General features: G+C 73.3%; 13 protein-coding genes. 10 read left to right on the top strand and 3 right to left on the bottom strand.

Annotated features, from left to right (window positions below; all coding sequences use genetic code 11):
• Positions 1 to 99 precede the first annotated feature (99 nt).
• Genes Sm713_RS37480 through Sm713_RS37470 form a run of 3 tightly spaced genes read left to right on the top strand, consistent with a single transcriptional unit; the run spans position 100 to position 3,333 of the window.
• The gene (locus tag Sm713_RS37480; RefSeq protein WP_212914389.1) at positions 100 to 1,458 is read left to right on the top strand and encodes an ABC transporter substrate-binding protein; all 1,359 of its coding nucleotides are present in this window, start codon (positions 100 to 102) and stop codon (positions 1,456 to 1,458) included.
• Between the two features lie 23 nt (positions 1,459 to 1,481).
• Positions 1,482 to 2,390, top strand: a complete 909-nt coding sequence (locus Sm713_RS37475) for a carbohydrate ABC transporter permease (RefSeq protein WP_212914388.1) — start codon at positions 1,482 to 1,484, stop codon at positions 2,388 to 2,390.
• 1 nt (position 2,391) lies between these two features.
• Positions 2,392 to 3,333: a carbohydrate ABC transporter permease gene (locus Sm713_RS37470; RefSeq protein WP_212914387.1), complete on the top strand. Its 942-nt coding sequence runs from the start codon at positions 2,392 to 2,394 to the stop codon at positions 3,331 to 3,333.
• A 6-nt stretch (positions 3,334 to 3,339) separates the two neighbouring features.
• Here Sm713_RS37470 and Sm713_RS37465 read toward each other — a convergent pair whose 3' ends face one another.
• Positions 3,340 to 4,701, bottom strand: a complete 1,362-nt coding sequence (locus tag Sm713_RS37465; protein ID WP_212914386.1) for an MFS transporter — start codon at positions 4,699 to 4,701, stop codon at positions 3,340 to 3,342.
• Positions 4,702 to 4,891: 190 nt separating this feature from the next.
• Positions 4,892 to 6,319 carry an NAD(P)/FAD-dependent oxidoreductase gene (locus Sm713_RS37460; RefSeq protein ID WP_212914385.1) on the bottom strand — a complete coding sequence of 476 codons (1,428 nt, stop codon included), beginning with the start codon at positions 6,317 to 6,319 and terminating at the stop codon, positions 4,892 to 4,894.
• A 142-nt stretch (positions 6,320 to 6,461) separates the two neighbouring features.
• Here Sm713_RS37460 and trxA point away from each other — a divergent pair, with 142 nt between their 5' ends.
• Positions 6,462 to 6,890, top strand: coding sequence for a thioredoxin (gene trxA, locus Sm713_RS37455; RefSeq protein ID WP_212914384.1), 429 nt, complete (start codon positions 6,462 to 6,464; stop codon positions 6,888 to 6,890).
• A 150-nt stretch (positions 6,891 to 7,040) separates the two neighbouring features.
• Here trxA and Sm713_RS37450 read toward each other — a convergent pair whose 3' ends face one another.
• The gene (locus Sm713_RS37450) at positions 7,041 to 8,162 is read right to left on the bottom strand and encodes a LacI family DNA-binding transcriptional regulator (RefSeq protein ID WP_212914383.1); all 1,122 of its coding nucleotides are present in this window, start codon (positions 8,160 to 8,162) and stop codon (positions 7,041 to 7,043) included.
• A 112-nt stretch (positions 8,163 to 8,274) separates the two neighbouring features.
• Between Sm713_RS37450 and Sm713_RS37445 the strand changes: the two genes are divergently transcribed.
• The 6 genes from Sm713_RS37445 (at position 8,275) to Sm713_RS37420 (ending at position 13,526) form a co-directional block, all read left to right on the top strand.
• Positions 8,275 to 8,742 carry a type II toxin-antitoxin system PemK/MazF family toxin gene (locus Sm713_RS37445; RefSeq protein WP_374196115.1) on the top strand — a complete coding sequence of 156 codons (468 nt, stop codon included), beginning with the start codon at positions 8,275 to 8,277 and terminating at the stop codon, positions 8,740 to 8,742.
• A gap of 198 nt (positions 8,743 to 8,940) precedes the next feature.
• Positions 8,941 to 10,221: an ergothioneine biosynthesis glutamate--cysteine ligase EgtA gene (egtA, locus tag Sm713_RS37440; RefSeq protein ID WP_212914381.1), complete on the top strand. Its 1,281-nt coding sequence runs from the start codon at positions 8,941 to 8,943 to the stop codon at positions 10,219 to 10,221.
• On the top strand, positions 10,218 to 11,564 hold the full coding sequence (gene egtB, locus Sm713_RS37435) for an ergothioneine biosynthesis protein EgtB (RefSeq protein WP_212914380.1): 1,347 nt from the start codon (positions 10,218 to 10,220) through the stop codon (positions 11,562 to 11,564). The genes egtA and egtB overlap by 4 nt, the downstream gene beginning before the upstream one ends.
• Complete coding sequence (egtC, locus tag Sm713_RS37430; RefSeq protein ID WP_212914379.1) at positions 11,564 to 12,328, top strand: ergothioneine biosynthesis protein EgtC; 765 nt, start codon at positions 11,564 to 11,566, stop codon at positions 12,326 to 12,328. Before egtB ends, egtC begins: the two co-directional genes overlap by 1 nt.
• Positions 12,325 to 13,287 carry an L-histidine N(alpha)-methyltransferase gene (gene egtD / locus Sm713_RS37425; RefSeq protein ID WP_212914378.1) on the top strand — a complete coding sequence of 321 codons (963 nt, stop codon included), beginning with the start codon at positions 12,325 to 12,327 and terminating at the stop codon, positions 13,285 to 13,287. The genes egtC and egtD overlap by 4 nt, the downstream gene beginning before the upstream one ends.
• Before the next feature lie 17 nt (positions 13,288 to 13,304).
• On the top strand, positions 13,305 to 13,526 hold the full coding sequence (locus tag Sm713_RS37420) for a dodecin (protein WP_212914377.1): 222 nt from the start codon (positions 13,305 to 13,307) through the stop codon (positions 13,524 to 13,526).
• Positions 13,527 to 13,534 lie beyond the last annotated feature (8 nt).

The raw sequence follows: 13,534 nt of genomic DNA, 5'->3' as shown, positions 1-13,534 counted from the left end.
GGGCACCTCCCGCGTCCCGCCACCCGGCGCCCGGGCGGGCCCTGAAACCGGCTGCCACCCCGCGCCAAGACATACCTCGACACACAGGAAGGGCATTTCATGGTCGACCTGCCTCTCCCCCGTGCCGCCGGCCCCGGCGGCGGCACCGGTGCGACACGCCGCCGGGTGCTACGGGCCTCGCTCGCCTCGGCCGGTCTGCTGCTCGGGGGTTCGGCCCTCAGCGGATGCGGCTCGGCACTCGCCGCGGACGAGCGGACGGTGCGGCTGTGGGACCTGTTCCAGGGCGGCGACGGAGCCAACCTCAACGCCATGATCGACAAGGCCCGCCCGGACATGCCCGGCACCCGGATCGAGCGCACCGTGCTGGAGTGGGGCACCCCCTACTACACCAAGCTCGCCATGGCTTCGGCGGGCGGGCGCGGCCCCGATGTGGCGATCCTGCACATGTCCCGGCTCCCCGGCTACGCGCCGACGGGGCTGCTCGACCCCTGGGACCCGGAGCTGCTCGCCGAGTACGGCATCCGCCGCGAGGACTTCGCGCCGAGCGTCTGGGCGCGCGCCCAGTCCGGCGGCCACACCTACTCCGTGCCGCTGGACACCCACCCGTTCATCGTGTTCTTCCACCCCGGCCCGGCCGGGAAGGCGGGCCTGCTGAGGCCGGACGGCTCCCTGGACCAGGAGGCGTTCTCGTCGCCCGCGCGGTTCATCGAGGCGGGCCGCGAGCTGGCGAAGGCCTCCGGCAAGCAGGGCATCTCCTTCGGCTACGTCAACGACCCCGCCCAGGGATGGCGGCTGTTCTACGGCCTGTACCGGCAGACCGGCGCCGGGCTGGAACTGCCGGACGGCGGTCCCGCGAAGGTCGATGAGGACAGGATGGCGGAGGTCATCGCGTTCATGGCGAGGATCACCGACGGCAAGGTCAACCCGAAGGCGCTCGACTACCCCGCGGGCCTCGCGAGCTTCGTGGGCGGCCAGACGTCCATGACCCTCTCAGGTGAGTGGGAGCTGCCCACCTTCCAGGGCGCCGACCCGAAGGTGGGCGCCGCGCCCTTCCCCACCGTCTTCGGCACGCCCGCGGTCTACGCCGACTCGCACTCGTTCGTGCTGCCGCACCGCCCGCACCCGGACCCCGCCCACCGCAGGCGGGCGCACCGTGCGGTCGCCGCCCTCCTCAAGGCGGGCCAGGTGTGGGCCACCGCCGGCCACATCCCCGCCTACCGCCCGGTGACCCGCACCGCCGCGTACGCGCGTCTGATGCCGCAGTCGCGGTACGCGGCGGCCCAGGACCACGTGGTGCTGGACCCGGCCGCCTGGTTCGCGGGAGCGGGCTCCGACTTCCAGAACGCGATGTGCCAGGTGCTCCAGCAGGCGCTGCTGAACGGTCTCGCGCCGAAGGCGGCCGCGCGCGCCATGGTCGAGCGCCTCAACACCTTCCTCTCCAAGCCGAGTCCGGCGTGAGCCCGAGCGCAGGAGGCACCACGATGTCCGCTCCCCCAGCCGCGCCGCGCCCGTCCGCGGCCACCGCCGTGCGCCGCTTCCTCAGCCCGGGGCTGCTGTTCGCGCTGCCCTTCCTGGCTCTGTTCGGGGTGTTCATGGTCTGGCCCCTGGTCCAGGGACTGTGGATGAGCCTGACCGACCGTTCGCTCTCCGCCCACGTGCCGTCCTTCGTGGGCCTCGGCAACTACGCCGAGGCCCTGGGCGACGGCGAGATGTGGCGGGCGGTGTGGCACACCGTGCTCTTCACCCTGATCTCGACGGTGCCGCTGGTGCTGGTGGCGCTGGTGATGGCGCTGCTCGTGCACACCGGGCTGCCGGGCCAGTGGGTGTGGCGGCTCGCCTTCTTCGCGCCGTACCTGCTGCCGGTCGGTGTGGTGAGCCTGCTGTGGACCTGGCTCTACCAGCCGGACCTCGGTCTGTACAACCATGTGCTGAGCGCGGTGGGGCTGGACGGTGTCCCCTGGCTGAGCAACGAGTCGGTGGCGCTCTGGGCGATCGCGCTCGCCACCCTCTGGTGGACCGTCGGCTTCAACTTCCTGCTCTACCTCGCCGCCCTCCAGTCGATCCCCGACCACCTCTACGAGGCGGCGGCCATCGACGGCGCCGGTGCGTGGCGGCGGCTGGCGTCGATCACGCTGCCGGGGCTCGGCCGGATCACGGGCGTGGTCACGGTGTTGCAGGTCCTGGCCTCGCTCAAGGTCTTCGACCAGGTGTACCTGCTGACGAAGGGCGGCCCGAACGGCGCGAGCAGGCCGGTCATCGAGTACGTCTACGACGTCGGGTTCACCGGCTACCGGCTCGGTTACGCCTCCGCGATCAGCTACGTCTTCTTCGCGCTGGTCGTCGTCGCCTCCGTCGCGCAGCTCACCGCCTTCCGCCGCAGGGAGAAGTGACATGACCTCCACCGAACTGCCCATGTGCCCCGCGCCTTCCGAGGCTCCCCGGCGGATGCCCGTGCGCGGCGCCGGCCGGCGGCCCGCCTTCGCGACGGGCACCAACCTCACCCTGGGCAGCGGCCCGCTCGCCAGGATCCTGGCCCTCGCCGCACTGGCCGTGCTCGCCGCCGCCTGGCTGCTGCCGCTGCTGTGGGCGCTGCTCACGTCGTTCAAGTCGGAGAAGGACGCCAGCGACGCCGCGCACTGGGTCTGGCCGGGCGGCGGCTTCACGCTGGAGGGCTTCCGCACCGTCGTCGAACGGGGCGACCTGCCGCTGTGGATGTTCAACAGCCTGCTGATATCGACGGCCGTCACCCTCGTCACGGTGCTGGTCTCCGCGATGGCGGGCTACGCCTTCTCGCGGACCCTCTTCACCGGCCGCAGATGGCTGTTCGCCCTGACGGTGGCGGCGATCCTGGTGCCGCAGCAGGTGCTGATCGTGCCGTGGTTCCAGCAGATGCTCACGCTGGGGCTCATCGACACCTACGCGGCGGTCATCCTGCCGCAGACCGTGATGCCCATGATGGTCTTCATCCTGAAGAAGCACTTCGACACCCTCCCCCGTGAGCTGGAGGAGGCCGCCAGGATCGACGGCGCCGGGCACTGGCGGATCTTCCGGTCCGTCATGCTGCCGCTCTCCAGGCCGATGCTGGCCGCCGTCGCGATCTTCGTCTTCATCACCGCCTGGAACAACTTCCTCTGGCCGTTCGTCTCGACGTCGGACCCGTCGCTGATGACGCTTCCGGTGGGCATCACCTCGGTCAAGGACGCGTACGGCATCCAGTACGCGCAGACCATGTCCTCGGCGGTGCTCGCCGCGCTTCCGCTGGTCATCGTGTTCATGCTCTTCCAGCGGCACATCGTCAAGTCGGTGGCGACGACGGGACTCGGGGGGCAGTGAGGGCGTTCACGGGGTTTCCGTTCCGGTCCCCGGAAGGCGGATCCCCCTCAGGACGGGTGTGCAGGCGAGCACGGCAGCCGTCAGGCACACCGCGCCGAACCCGGCGAAGAGGGCGCCGGGGCCCCACGCGGCCGCGACCAGGCCGGTCACCGGCAGCAGCAGGGGGCTGACACCCAGCGTGCAGAGGGTCGTGACGGCGGTGATCCGCCCCTGATACGCGGGCTCGGTCTCCCGCTGCACCAGCGCGTTGCCGAGGCCGGACGCCACCCCGGAGGCGGCGCCCAGCGCACCGCCCAGCACCACGGCGGCCGCTGCCGTCGGTGCCCGGCCCACGGCCGTGATCGCGGCGGCGGCCACCAGGAGCGCGGCGGCCATGACCGGCCCGGCGCCCGGCACCCGGGGCGCGACCGCGAGGCTCAGGCCCGTAACGGCCCCGCCCACGCTGAAGGCCGTGAGGATCCAGCCGAGTGCGGCGGGCGGCCAGCCGCGCCCTGTGGTCAGCAGGACCAGGCCGGTGGCGACGGGGCCGCTGAAGCACATGTCGCCCAGCGCGACCACGATCACCAGCATCAGCAGCCGCGGCCGGCTCCGCAACCGCCGCAGCCCTGCCCGGAGATCGGCCCATGCCGTGGGCCGGGGTGCACGAGGTCCGGCCGCCTGCTCCCGGGCCTCGCCCTCCGCAACTGCTGCGGTGGAGGCCGCGCCGTCCTCTCCGGCGCCCGCTCGGCCGCCGGCGCCGACGGAGGCGCCGGTCGCACCCGGCGCACCGGCCGCCGCGAGCGGTGCGATCCGCAGCGCCAGCAGGAAGGCGAGGGACAGGGCGAACAGCGTCCCGGACACCGTGAACGCCATGGCCGCCCCGCCCGTGGACAGCGCCACCCCGGCGAGCAGCGGGCCCACCGCGTTGCTCAGCCGGACCGCGAGGCTCCGCAGTCCCTGCACCCGTGCCAGCTGGTCCGGCGAGGTCAGCCGGACCGGCAGCGCGCCGACCGCGGGCATGAAGACGGCGTCGACCGAGCCGAACACCAGGGCGAGGCCGCACAGGGGCCACAACCGCGGGCCCGCGCCCGCGGTGAGGGCCGCGACTGCCAGGACCACCACGGCACGGACGAGGTCGCTGCCGATCAGTACCCGGCGCGGCCCCCACCGGTCGGCGAGCACCCCGCCGCCCAGCATGAGGACCGCCCGCGGCAGGGCGCCCACCGCGACCACGGCGCCGACCTGCGCGGGCCCGGCCGCCCGGGCGACGGCCCACGACAGCGCCATGAAGTACGCGACATCACCGGTGACGGAGCAGGTGTAGGCGGCCAGCCAGCGCAGCACACGGGCGTCCCGGAACGCCGCGGGGGCGGCGGCGGGCGCGGTCATGTGCCGGCCCCCGGCCGCCGCCGGCTCCGGCCCCGGCTCCGTCGCCGATTCCATTTCCGGCCCCGGACCCGGCTCCCCATCCTGCCGCCCGTACGCCTTCGCACTCGCCCACCCCCCGTGCGCTGGTCGTGCCCGCACGCCGTCGTACGGACGGGCGCCCGCAGACCGCGGCGGCGCGCGGGCGCCAGCCTCAACTGTCCCGGTACTCCTCCAGCAGCCGCAACCACACCTCGCTCACCGTGGGGAAGGACGGCACGGCGTGCCAGAGGCGCTCGACGGGGACCTCGCCGGCGACGGCGATCGTGGCCGAGTGCAGGAGCTCGGCGACGCCAGGGCCGACGAAACAGACCCCCACGAGCACGTCCCGATCGAGGTCGACGACCATCCGGGCGCGACCGCGGTAGCCGTCCGCGTAGAGCGCCGCCCCCTCGACCGAGGCCATGTCCTGGTCGACCGCACGCACCCGCAGGCCCCGCTTCTCGGCCTCGGCGAGGGTGAGGCCGACGGCGCCGACCTCCGGGTGGGTGAAGACGACCTGCGGCACGGCATGATGATCGGCGGTGGCCGTGTGCAGGCCCCACGGGTCGGTCTCCAGGATGGGCACGCCCTGGGCGCGCGCGGCGATGGCGGCGCCCGCGATGCGCGCCTGGTACTTGCCCTGGTGGGTGAGGAGCGCACGGTGGTTGACGTCACCGCACGCATACAGCCAGGTGGTGCCCTTCACCAGGCAGGTGTCGTCGATGTCCAGCCAGGAGCCGGGTTCGAGGCCGATGGTGTCGAGCCCGATGTCGTCGGTGCGCGGGACGCGCCCGATGGCGAAGAGGATCTCGTCGGCCTCCACGCTGCCGCCGCCCGCGAGCTCGGCCCTGACGCCGTCGTCGTCCCGGGCGAGGGAGGCCAGCGCGGTGCCGGTGCGCACCACGGCCCCCGCCTCGCGCAGGGCGTCGGCGACCAGCTCCCCGGCGAACGGTTCCATCCGCGGCAGCAGCCCCCGCCCGCGTACCAGCACGGTGACCCGGGAGCCCAGCGCCTGCCAGACCGTCGCCATCTCGCAGGCGACGACGCCGCCGCCGACGATGACGAGCCGGCCCGGCACATCATGGGCCGAGGTGGCGTTCCTGTTGTCCCAGGTCCGCGCCTCGGCCATGCCGGGCAGGTCGGGCAGCGCGGCGCGGCTGCCGGTGCACACGGCCACCGCCTGCCGCGCCGCCAGCTCCGTCACCTTGCCGTCCGCGCGGGTGACGGTGACCCGGCGGGGTCCGGCGATCCGGCCCTGGCCCCGGTACAGCTCGACGCCGATGCCCTTCAGCCAGTCGACCTGGCCGTCGTCCTTCCAGTTCGACGTGAAGTAGTCGCGGTGGGCGAAGACCTCGGCCACGTCCAGCGGCCCCTGCACGGCGTCCCGCACGCCGGGCACCATGCGTGTCTCCGCCCGCGCGATCACCGGCCTGAGCATGGCCTTGCTGGGTACACAGGCGTAGTAGGAGCAGTCGCCTCCCACCAGTTCGGCCTCCACCACGGCCGTGCTCAGGCCGGCGGCGCGGGCCCGGTCCGCGACGTTCTCGCCCACCGGGCCCGCGCCCAGCACCACCACGTCGAACTCGATCACGTCCGTCATGAGCGCCAGTCTGAGGGCAGGTGTGCATCGCAGCCACTCGGGTACGCGCGCGGAATACGTACCGGTCCGTATCCGTTGTGCCAGCGGCTGCACCGGATCCGGGAACCGGAGTCCGGATATTCAGGAAGAGGTAAGGACGCCCATGAGCAGCACCGTCGAGCTCACCAAGGACAACTTTGACCAGACGGTCACGGACAACAACTTCGTCCTGATCGATTTCTGGGCGTCGTGGTGCGGACCGTGCAAGCAGTTCGAGCCCGTTTACGAGAGGGCCGCGGAATCCAACCCCGACCTGGTTTTCGGGAAGATCGACACGGAGGCCCAGCCCGAGCTTGCACAGGCGTTCGGTATCCAGTCGATCCCGACGCTGATGATCGTCCGCGACCAGGTCGCCGTCTTCGCCCAGCCCGGGGCGCTGCCGGAGGCCGCACTGGAGGATGTCATCGGCCAGGCCAGGAACCTGGACATGGACGAGGTCCGCAACTCGATCGCCCAGGCGGAGGCGCAGGGCCGGCAGGGCGCGCAGCCCAACGGCAGCGGGCCCGCCGAGGGCAGCGGCGCGGCCGAGTAAGGCACCCGCTTTCCACCCAAGCCCCGGCTTCCACCGGCCCGGGCCCGGTTCATGCTGCCCGGGTCCGGGCCGGTGCGCGTACGGCGCCGAGCTCGGCGCGGTCCTCGGAGGGCCGCGCCCCGGCGGGTCGCCCAGGGGCGCCCGCTCCCGTCAGGTGGACTCCCGCTGCACCGCCGTGGCGGCCAGCAGGTCATGCGCCTCGGCGCGCGTGCCCGGCGTGCGCACCAGGCGGTCGACGAGCTCCGCAAGGGCCCGGCCGGACGGCAGCCCGATCCGTACCGTGCTCAACCGGGGCCGCAGCAGCCGGCAGAGCATCAGGTCGTCGGCGCCCATCACCGCGGTGTCGCCGGGTACCGACACACCCTCGTCCTGCAGGGCGCGCATCAGCAGCATCGCGTACTCGTCGTTGTAGGTGAACACGGCATCGAGTCCGAGAGCGCTCCAGCGGCGCGCGAGACCGGACGCGGCCTCCTCGGTATGGGCGAGCGGGACCTCCCTGATCTCGGCCCCGGTGTCCTCGGCGGCGAGCCGCATGCCCTGCGCGATGGGCCGGGAGAACACCTCGAGGCCCGGCTCGGCGGGCACCACCACCCCGATGCGCCTGCGGCCGCGGGCCAGCAGGTGCCCGGCGGCGCACTGCCCGACCAGGCTGTGGTCGGTGAGCAGGGCGTGCGCGCCGTCGACCCGCTCGGGACCGAGGGTGAGCACCGCCCGCGCGCCGGAGCGCTTGAGCACCGAGACACCCCCCGGCCCGAGCCCGGCCCCGGAGGGCGCGAGCACGGCCACCGGACGCAGCTCGGCCCAGGCGCGCGCCGCGGCGTCCCCGGTGCGTCCGAGGCCCCCGTACTGGACGACGGTGTACTCCAAACGGCCCAGTGCCGCCTGGAGATCGCTCAGGAAATTGCCGTAGAAGGGGCTGAGCGGAACGTTGGACGAGGGCATCAGCACCAGGCGGCTGTGCCCGGCGCGCAGGCTGCGGGCCGCGGCGTGGGGCACGTAGCCCAGTTCCTCGGCGGCCGCCCTGACCCGCCGGCGGGTGGGCTCGCTGATCCGCATGGTGCTGGTGTTGTTCAGCACATACGAGACCGTGGCCCGCGAGACACCCGCGAGCCGGGCGACGTCCGCGCTGGTGGGAGCGGGTCGGACGACCGGTGCGGGGGCGCGGGGCAGGGCGGGGGCGGGGGCCGCCTCGGCTAAGGGAGCGGCGGCCGGCACGCCGGGGCGCTGTCCCCCGGTCGGCCGCGGTCCATGCTGTTTCGGTATCTGCACCATGACGCCCCGTATTTTTCCACTCACACGCCGCTGTGGGGCGAACTCCCGTAAAACCACGGCCTTCCGGCAGCGCCCCGCCCCGCCCGGGGCGGGGACGGACCCTGGTTCTAACGTGACCCGCGTGACTGAGCGCATCGATCACCCGCAGACCGAAGACACCCCGGGCCGCAGCGGGCCCACCGCCACCACCGAGGCCCGGCCGGACCGGGTCGGGCGGGTGCGGACCGAATATGCCCCGGAACATGACGGAGATCCCGATCCCGGCGAAATCGTCTGGACCTGGGTACCGTTCGAAGAGAACGACGGCCGGGGCAAGGACCGGCCGGTACTGGTCGTCGCCCGCGAGGCGATGGGCACCCTGCTCGCCGTCCAGCTGTCGAGCAAGCGGCACGACGGCGACCGGGAGTGGGTGCCGATCGGGAGCGGGCCGTGGGACCGGGAAGGCCGTGACTCATGGGTGGACATCGACCGGGTGCTGCGTGTGCACGAGAAGGGCATGCGGCGGGAGGCGTGCGCGCTGGACCGGATGCGGTTCAACCTGGTGATCCACCGGCTGCAGTTGCGCTACGGCTGGCGCTGAGGAGCCTTCGGGGCCCCTGAGGACCGCGCGGCACCCGGTGGCCGTGGCCGATGTCCGGGAGCCGTAATCAGACGTAAGTTCGAAGCACTCTTGTGTGCGCCGTCGTGATCGGCTTGGGTGGGACATATGTGGCCGACCGGGCCGTGTGGGTCCGGATCGGTCCGTGGTTCTCGACCGCAGGATCAGGAGGCTCTCGACATGCCCGAGGCGAACTGTACGGAGGACGGCCCCGATATCCTCGGGGCCGACCTGGACGCCCTGGTTCGCGGCATCTGTTTCAAGACGGGCCCGCCGCGGACGGTGGGCGTGGAGGTCGAATGGCTCCTGCACGAGCCCGGACGCCCCACCGCCCCGATCACGCCCGCCCGTTTCGAAGCGGCACGTGCCGCCGTCAAAGAACCGTCCCTGAGTTCGGCGCTGACCGTCGAACCCGGCGGCCAGCTTGAGCTGAGCTCGCTGCCCGCCACGTCCCTCATGGAGTGCGTCACCGCGGTCTCGGCCGACCTGGCGCTCGTACGCGAGGCACTCCAGGCTCTCGATCTCACCCTCACCGGTCTCGGTACCGACCCCTGGCGTCCCCCCACGCGGCTGCTGCGCGAGCCCCGGTACGACGCCATGGAGACGTATCTGGACCGCGCGGGTCCGGCGGGCCGGGGCATGATGTGCTCCTCGGCCTCCGTGCAGGTCTGCGTCGACGCCGGATACGAGGAACCGGGCCCGCTGGGCCACGGCCGGCGCTGGCGGCTCGCCCATCTGCTCGGCCCCGTGCTGGTCGCCGCGTTCGCCAACTCTCCCCTGATCGGCGGCCTGCCGAGCGGCTGGCGCTCCACCCGGCAGGCCCTGTGGGCCGGCATCGAACCGGGCAGGTCCGCCGCGCCGGGACTCGACCAGGAGCCCCGTGCGGCGTGGGCGAGACGGGCGCTGGACGCGCCCGTGATGTGCGTGCGCGGGGACGACGGGCCCTGGCTGGTGCCGGAGGGCCTGTCCTTCAGAGCGTGGGCGCGCGACGGAGGGCCCCGCCCGCCGACCCGGGCCGACCTCGACTACCACCTGTCCACCCTCTTCCCGCCGGTGCGGCCGCGCGGCCACCTCGAACTGCGCATGATCGACGCCCAGCCGGGCGACGACGGCTGGATCGTCCCGCTCGCCGTGACGACCGCGCTGTTCGACGACGCCGCGGCGGCGGAGACCGCCTACCGCGCCGTCAAGCCACTGGCGGAGCGTGCGGGGGCGAGACCCGCGCCGCGCAACGCGCTCTGGCTGGCGGCGGCGCGGCACGCCCTCGCCGACCGGGAGCTGCACGAGGCCGCCGTGGTCTGCTTCGCCGCGGCGCTGGACGCGCTCCCGAGGATCGGCGCCGGCACGGCCGTGCTGGACGCCGTGGGCGCCTACAACGAGCGCTATGTGGTCCGCGGGCGCTGCCCCGCGGACGAGCTGATGGACCGATACACCCAGCAGGGGAAGGACGCGCTGTCATGACCGATCCAACCGCCCCCACGGCCGACCCGGACGCGCTGCGCGGGCGCGCCCTCGCGGCCCTGCTCGCGGCCCGCGAGCGCACGGCACTGCTCACCGAGTGCGTCGACGAGGCGGACCTGACGGCACAGCACTCACCGCTGATGTCACCGCTGGTGTGGGACCTCGCGCACATCGGCAACCAGGAGGAGCTGTGGCTGCTGCGCGCGGTGGCCGGCCGTGACGCGATGCGCCCGGAGATCGACCCGCTCTACGACGCGTTCGAGCACCCGCGCTCCGAGCGGCCCACGCTGCCGCTGCTGGCCCCCGGCGAGGCCCGCAGCTACGCGGCCGAGGTGCGCGGCAGGGCGCTCGACCTGCTGGAGCGCATCGAGTTCCGCGGCACCCCGCTCACCCACGACGGCTTCGCCTTCGGCATGATCGCGCAGCACGAGCAGCAGCACGACGAGACCATGCTCATCACGCACCAGCTCCGCAAGGGCCCCGCGGCCCTCAGTGCCCCCGATCCTGAGCCATCCGGCTTCGCCGGGCCCGCCGAGGTGCTGGTGCCGGGCGGCCCCTTCACCATGGGCACCTCCACCGAGCCCTGGGCGCTGGACAACGAGCGCCCGGCGCACCGCAGGCTGGTGCCGCCGTTCTTCATCGACACGGTGCCGGTCACCAACGGCGCCTACCAGCTCTTCATATCCGACGGCGGGTACGAGGAGCAGCGCTGGTGGACGCCGGAGGGGTGGGCGTACATCCGCGAGCACGGCGTCACCGCACCGCTGTTCTGGCGGCAGGAGGGCGGCATGTGGCTGCGGCGCCGGTTCGGTGTCACCGAGCCGGTGCCGCCGGACGAGCCGGTGCTGCACGTGAGCTGGTACGAGGCGGACGCGTACGCGCGCTGGGCGGGCCGCAGGCTGCCCAGCGAGACCGAGTGGGAGAAGGCCGCGCGGCACGACCCGGTCACCGGCCGCACGATGCGCTTCCCCTGGGGCGACGCCGACCCGCGGCCCGAGCACGCCAACCTGGGGCAGCGCCACCTGCGCCCGGCACCGGCCGGCAGCTACCCGGCCGGCGAGTCGCCGCTCGGGGTGCGCCAGCTCATCGGGGACGTCTGGGAGTGGACGTCGAGCGACTTCCTGCCGTACCCGGGCTTCGTCACCTTCCCCTACAAGGAGTACTCGGAGGTGTTCTTCGGCCCCGACTACAAGGTGCTGAGGGGCGGCTCGTTCGCGGTGGGCGAGGTGGCCTGCCGGGGCACGTTCCGCAACTGGGACTACCCGATACGGCGGCAGATCTTCTCCGGCTTCCGCACCGCACGGGACGCGACGCCCGCCGAGCGCTCCCAGGGGGCGCTCTGATGTGCCGCCACCTGGCCTATCTGGGGCCCTCGGTGCCGTTCGGCGAGGTGGTCCTCGCCCCGCCGCACAGCCTCATGCGGCAGTCGTGGGCGCCGCGCCGGCAGGAGCACGGCACGGTCAACGCCGACGGCTTCGGGATCGGCTGGTACGCCGAGGGCGATCCGGTGCCCGCCCGGTACCGCAGGTTCGGGCCGATCTGGGCCGACCAGTCGGTCGTGGACCTCGCCCGGGTGGTGCGCACCGGAGCGCTGCTCGCGGCCGTTCGCGACGCCACGCTCTCCGGCGCGGACGGGGAGGCCGCCGCCGCCCCGTTCGCCGACGGGCCCTGGCTGTTCAGCCACACGGGTGCCGTCGGCGGCTGGCCGGGCTCGCTCGCGCCGCTCGCCGCCGGCCTGCCGCCAGCCGCCCTGCTGGAGCTGGCGGCGCGCAGCGACTCCGCCCTGATCTGGGCGCTGGTGCTGCACCGGCTGCGGCACGGCGACTACCGCGACCGCGCCGGGCAGGCGCTCGCGGACACGGTGCAGGAGGTCGCCCGGGCCGCCCCCGGGTCCCGTCTCAACCTGCTGCTGACCAACGGTTCGGCGATCATGGCGACATCGTGGGGTGACGCCCTGTGGTACCGCACCGGTCCCGGCCCCCGGGTCGTCGTGGCCTCCGAGCCGTACGACGACGAACCCGGGTGGCAGCCGGTGCCGGAGCGGTCCCTGCTGGTGGCCACCCCCACGGAAGTCGAGCTGAGCCCCCTCAAGGAGGTCGCGGCATGAGCCCGTTCCGCGTGACCCGCACGCTGCCCGAGGACGCCACCGGCGCCGCACTGCGCGCCGACGTCCGAAGCGGCCTCACCCGAACGCCCAAGACCCTGCCCCCCAAGTGGTTCTACGACGCGCGCGGCAGCGCCCTGTTCGAGGAGATCACGGCGCTGCCCGAGTACTACCCGACCCGCGCGGAGCGCGAGATCCTGCGCGACCGCGCCACGGAGATCGCCGCCGCCACCGGTGCGCGCACCCTGGTGGAGCTGGGCTCCGGTTCCTCCGAGAAGACCCGGCACCTGCTGGACGCGCTCACCGGCCTGCACACGTACGTCCCCGTGGACGTGAGCGAGAGCGCGCTCGTCCTGGCGGGCGAGGCGCTGCTCGAGGAGCGCCCGGAACTCGACGTGCACGCGCTGATCGCCGACTTCACGCAGGGCCTCGCCCTGCCCGAGACGCCGGGGCCACGGCTGGTGGCGTTCCTCGGCGGCACCATCGGCAATCTTCTGCCCGCCGAGCGGGCGGCGTTCCTCACGGCGGTGCGGGCGCTCATGGTTCCCGGGGACGCGCTGCTGCTCGGCACCGACCTGGTGAAGGACGAGCAGGTGCTGGTCGCCGCCTACGACGACGCGGCCGGGGTCACGTCGGCCTTCAACAAGAACGTGCTCGCTGTCGTCAACCGCGAACTGGCGGCCGATTTCCACCCGGACATGTTCATCCACGTGGCCGTGTGGGACCCGGAGGAGGAGTGGATCGAGATGCGGCTGCGCTCACGCACCGCCCAGACGGTGAAGATCCGGGCGCTCGACCTCGCCGTCGACTTCGCGGCGGGCGAGGACCTGCGCACGGAGGTGTCCGCCAAGTTCCGCCCGGACGGCGTGCGCGCCGAGCTGGCCGCCGCCGGCCTGGCCCGCACCCACTGGTGGACGGATGCCAAGGGGCGCTTCGCGCTCTCGCTGAGCACGGCCGTGTGAAACGAAGGGAGAACTGCATGTCCCATCACACCTACCGGGTCACCGAGATCGTCGGTACCTCCCACGAAGGGTTCGACCAGGCCATCCGCAACGGCATCCAGCGGGCCTCGCGCACCGTCCGCAACCTCGACTGGTTCGAGGTGACCGAGGTGCGCGGGCAGATCGAGGAGGGACAGATCGAGCACTACCAGGTCGGCCTCAAGCTCGGCTTCCGGCTGGAGGAGGACGGCGACCGCTGACGGACGGC

Source organism: Streptomyces sp. TS71-3 (genome assembly GCF_018327685.1).
GTDB lineage: Bacteria > Actinomycetota > Actinomycetes > Streptomycetales > Streptomycetaceae > Streptomyces.
Note: the sequence above shows the minus strand (reverse complement) of the source record. Positions and strands in the feature narration are given on the sequence as shown.

Bases quoted from the DNA above. Each gene is read 5' to 3' on its own strand.
- Sm713_RS37470 (WP_212914387.1), top strand. From the start codon at position 2,392: ATGACCTCCACCGAACTGCCCATGTGCCCCGCGCCTTCCGAGGCTCCC.
- egtA (WP_212914381.1), top strand. From the start codon at position 8,941: ATGCCCGAGGCGAACTGTACGGAGGACGGCCCCGATATCCTCGGGGCC.
- Sm713_RS37450 (WP_212914383.1), bottom strand. From the start codon at position 8,162: ATGGTGCAGATACCGAAACAGCATGGACCGCGGCCGACCGGGGGACAG.
- egtC (WP_212914379.1), top strand. From the start codon at position 11,564: ATGTGCCGCCACCTGGCCTATCTGGGGCCCTCGGTGCCGTTCGGCGAG.
- Sm713_RS37460 (WP_212914385.1), bottom strand. From the start codon at position 6,319: ATGACGGACGTGATCGAGTTCGACGTGGTGGTGCTGGGCGCGGGCCCG.
- Sm713_RS37465 (WP_212914386.1), bottom strand. From the start codon at position 4,701: ATGACCGCGCCCGCCGCCGCCCCCGCGGCGTTCCGGGACGCCCGTGTG.
- egtD (WP_212914378.1), top strand. From the start codon at position 12,325: ATGAGCCCGTTCCGCGTGACCCGCACGCTGCCCGAGGACGCCACCGGC.
- egtB (WP_212914380.1), top strand. From the start codon at position 10,218: ATGACCGATCCAACCGCCCCCACGGCCGACCCGGACGCGCTGCGCGGG.
- trxA (WP_212914384.1), top strand. From the start codon at position 6,462: ATGAGCAGCACCGTCGAGCTCACCAAGGACAACTTTGACCAGACGGTC.
- Sm713_RS37480 (WP_212914389.1), top strand. From the start codon at position 100: ATGGTCGACCTGCCTCTCCCCCGTGCCGCCGGCCCCGGCGGCGGCACC.
- Sm713_RS37475 (WP_212914388.1), top strand. From the start codon at position 1,482: ATGTCCGCTCCCCCAGCCGCGCCGCGCCCGTCCGCGGCCACCGCCGTG.
- Sm713_RS37420 (WP_212914377.1), top strand. From the start codon at position 13,305: ATGTCCCATCACACCTACCGGGTCACCGAGATCGTCGGTACCTCCCAC.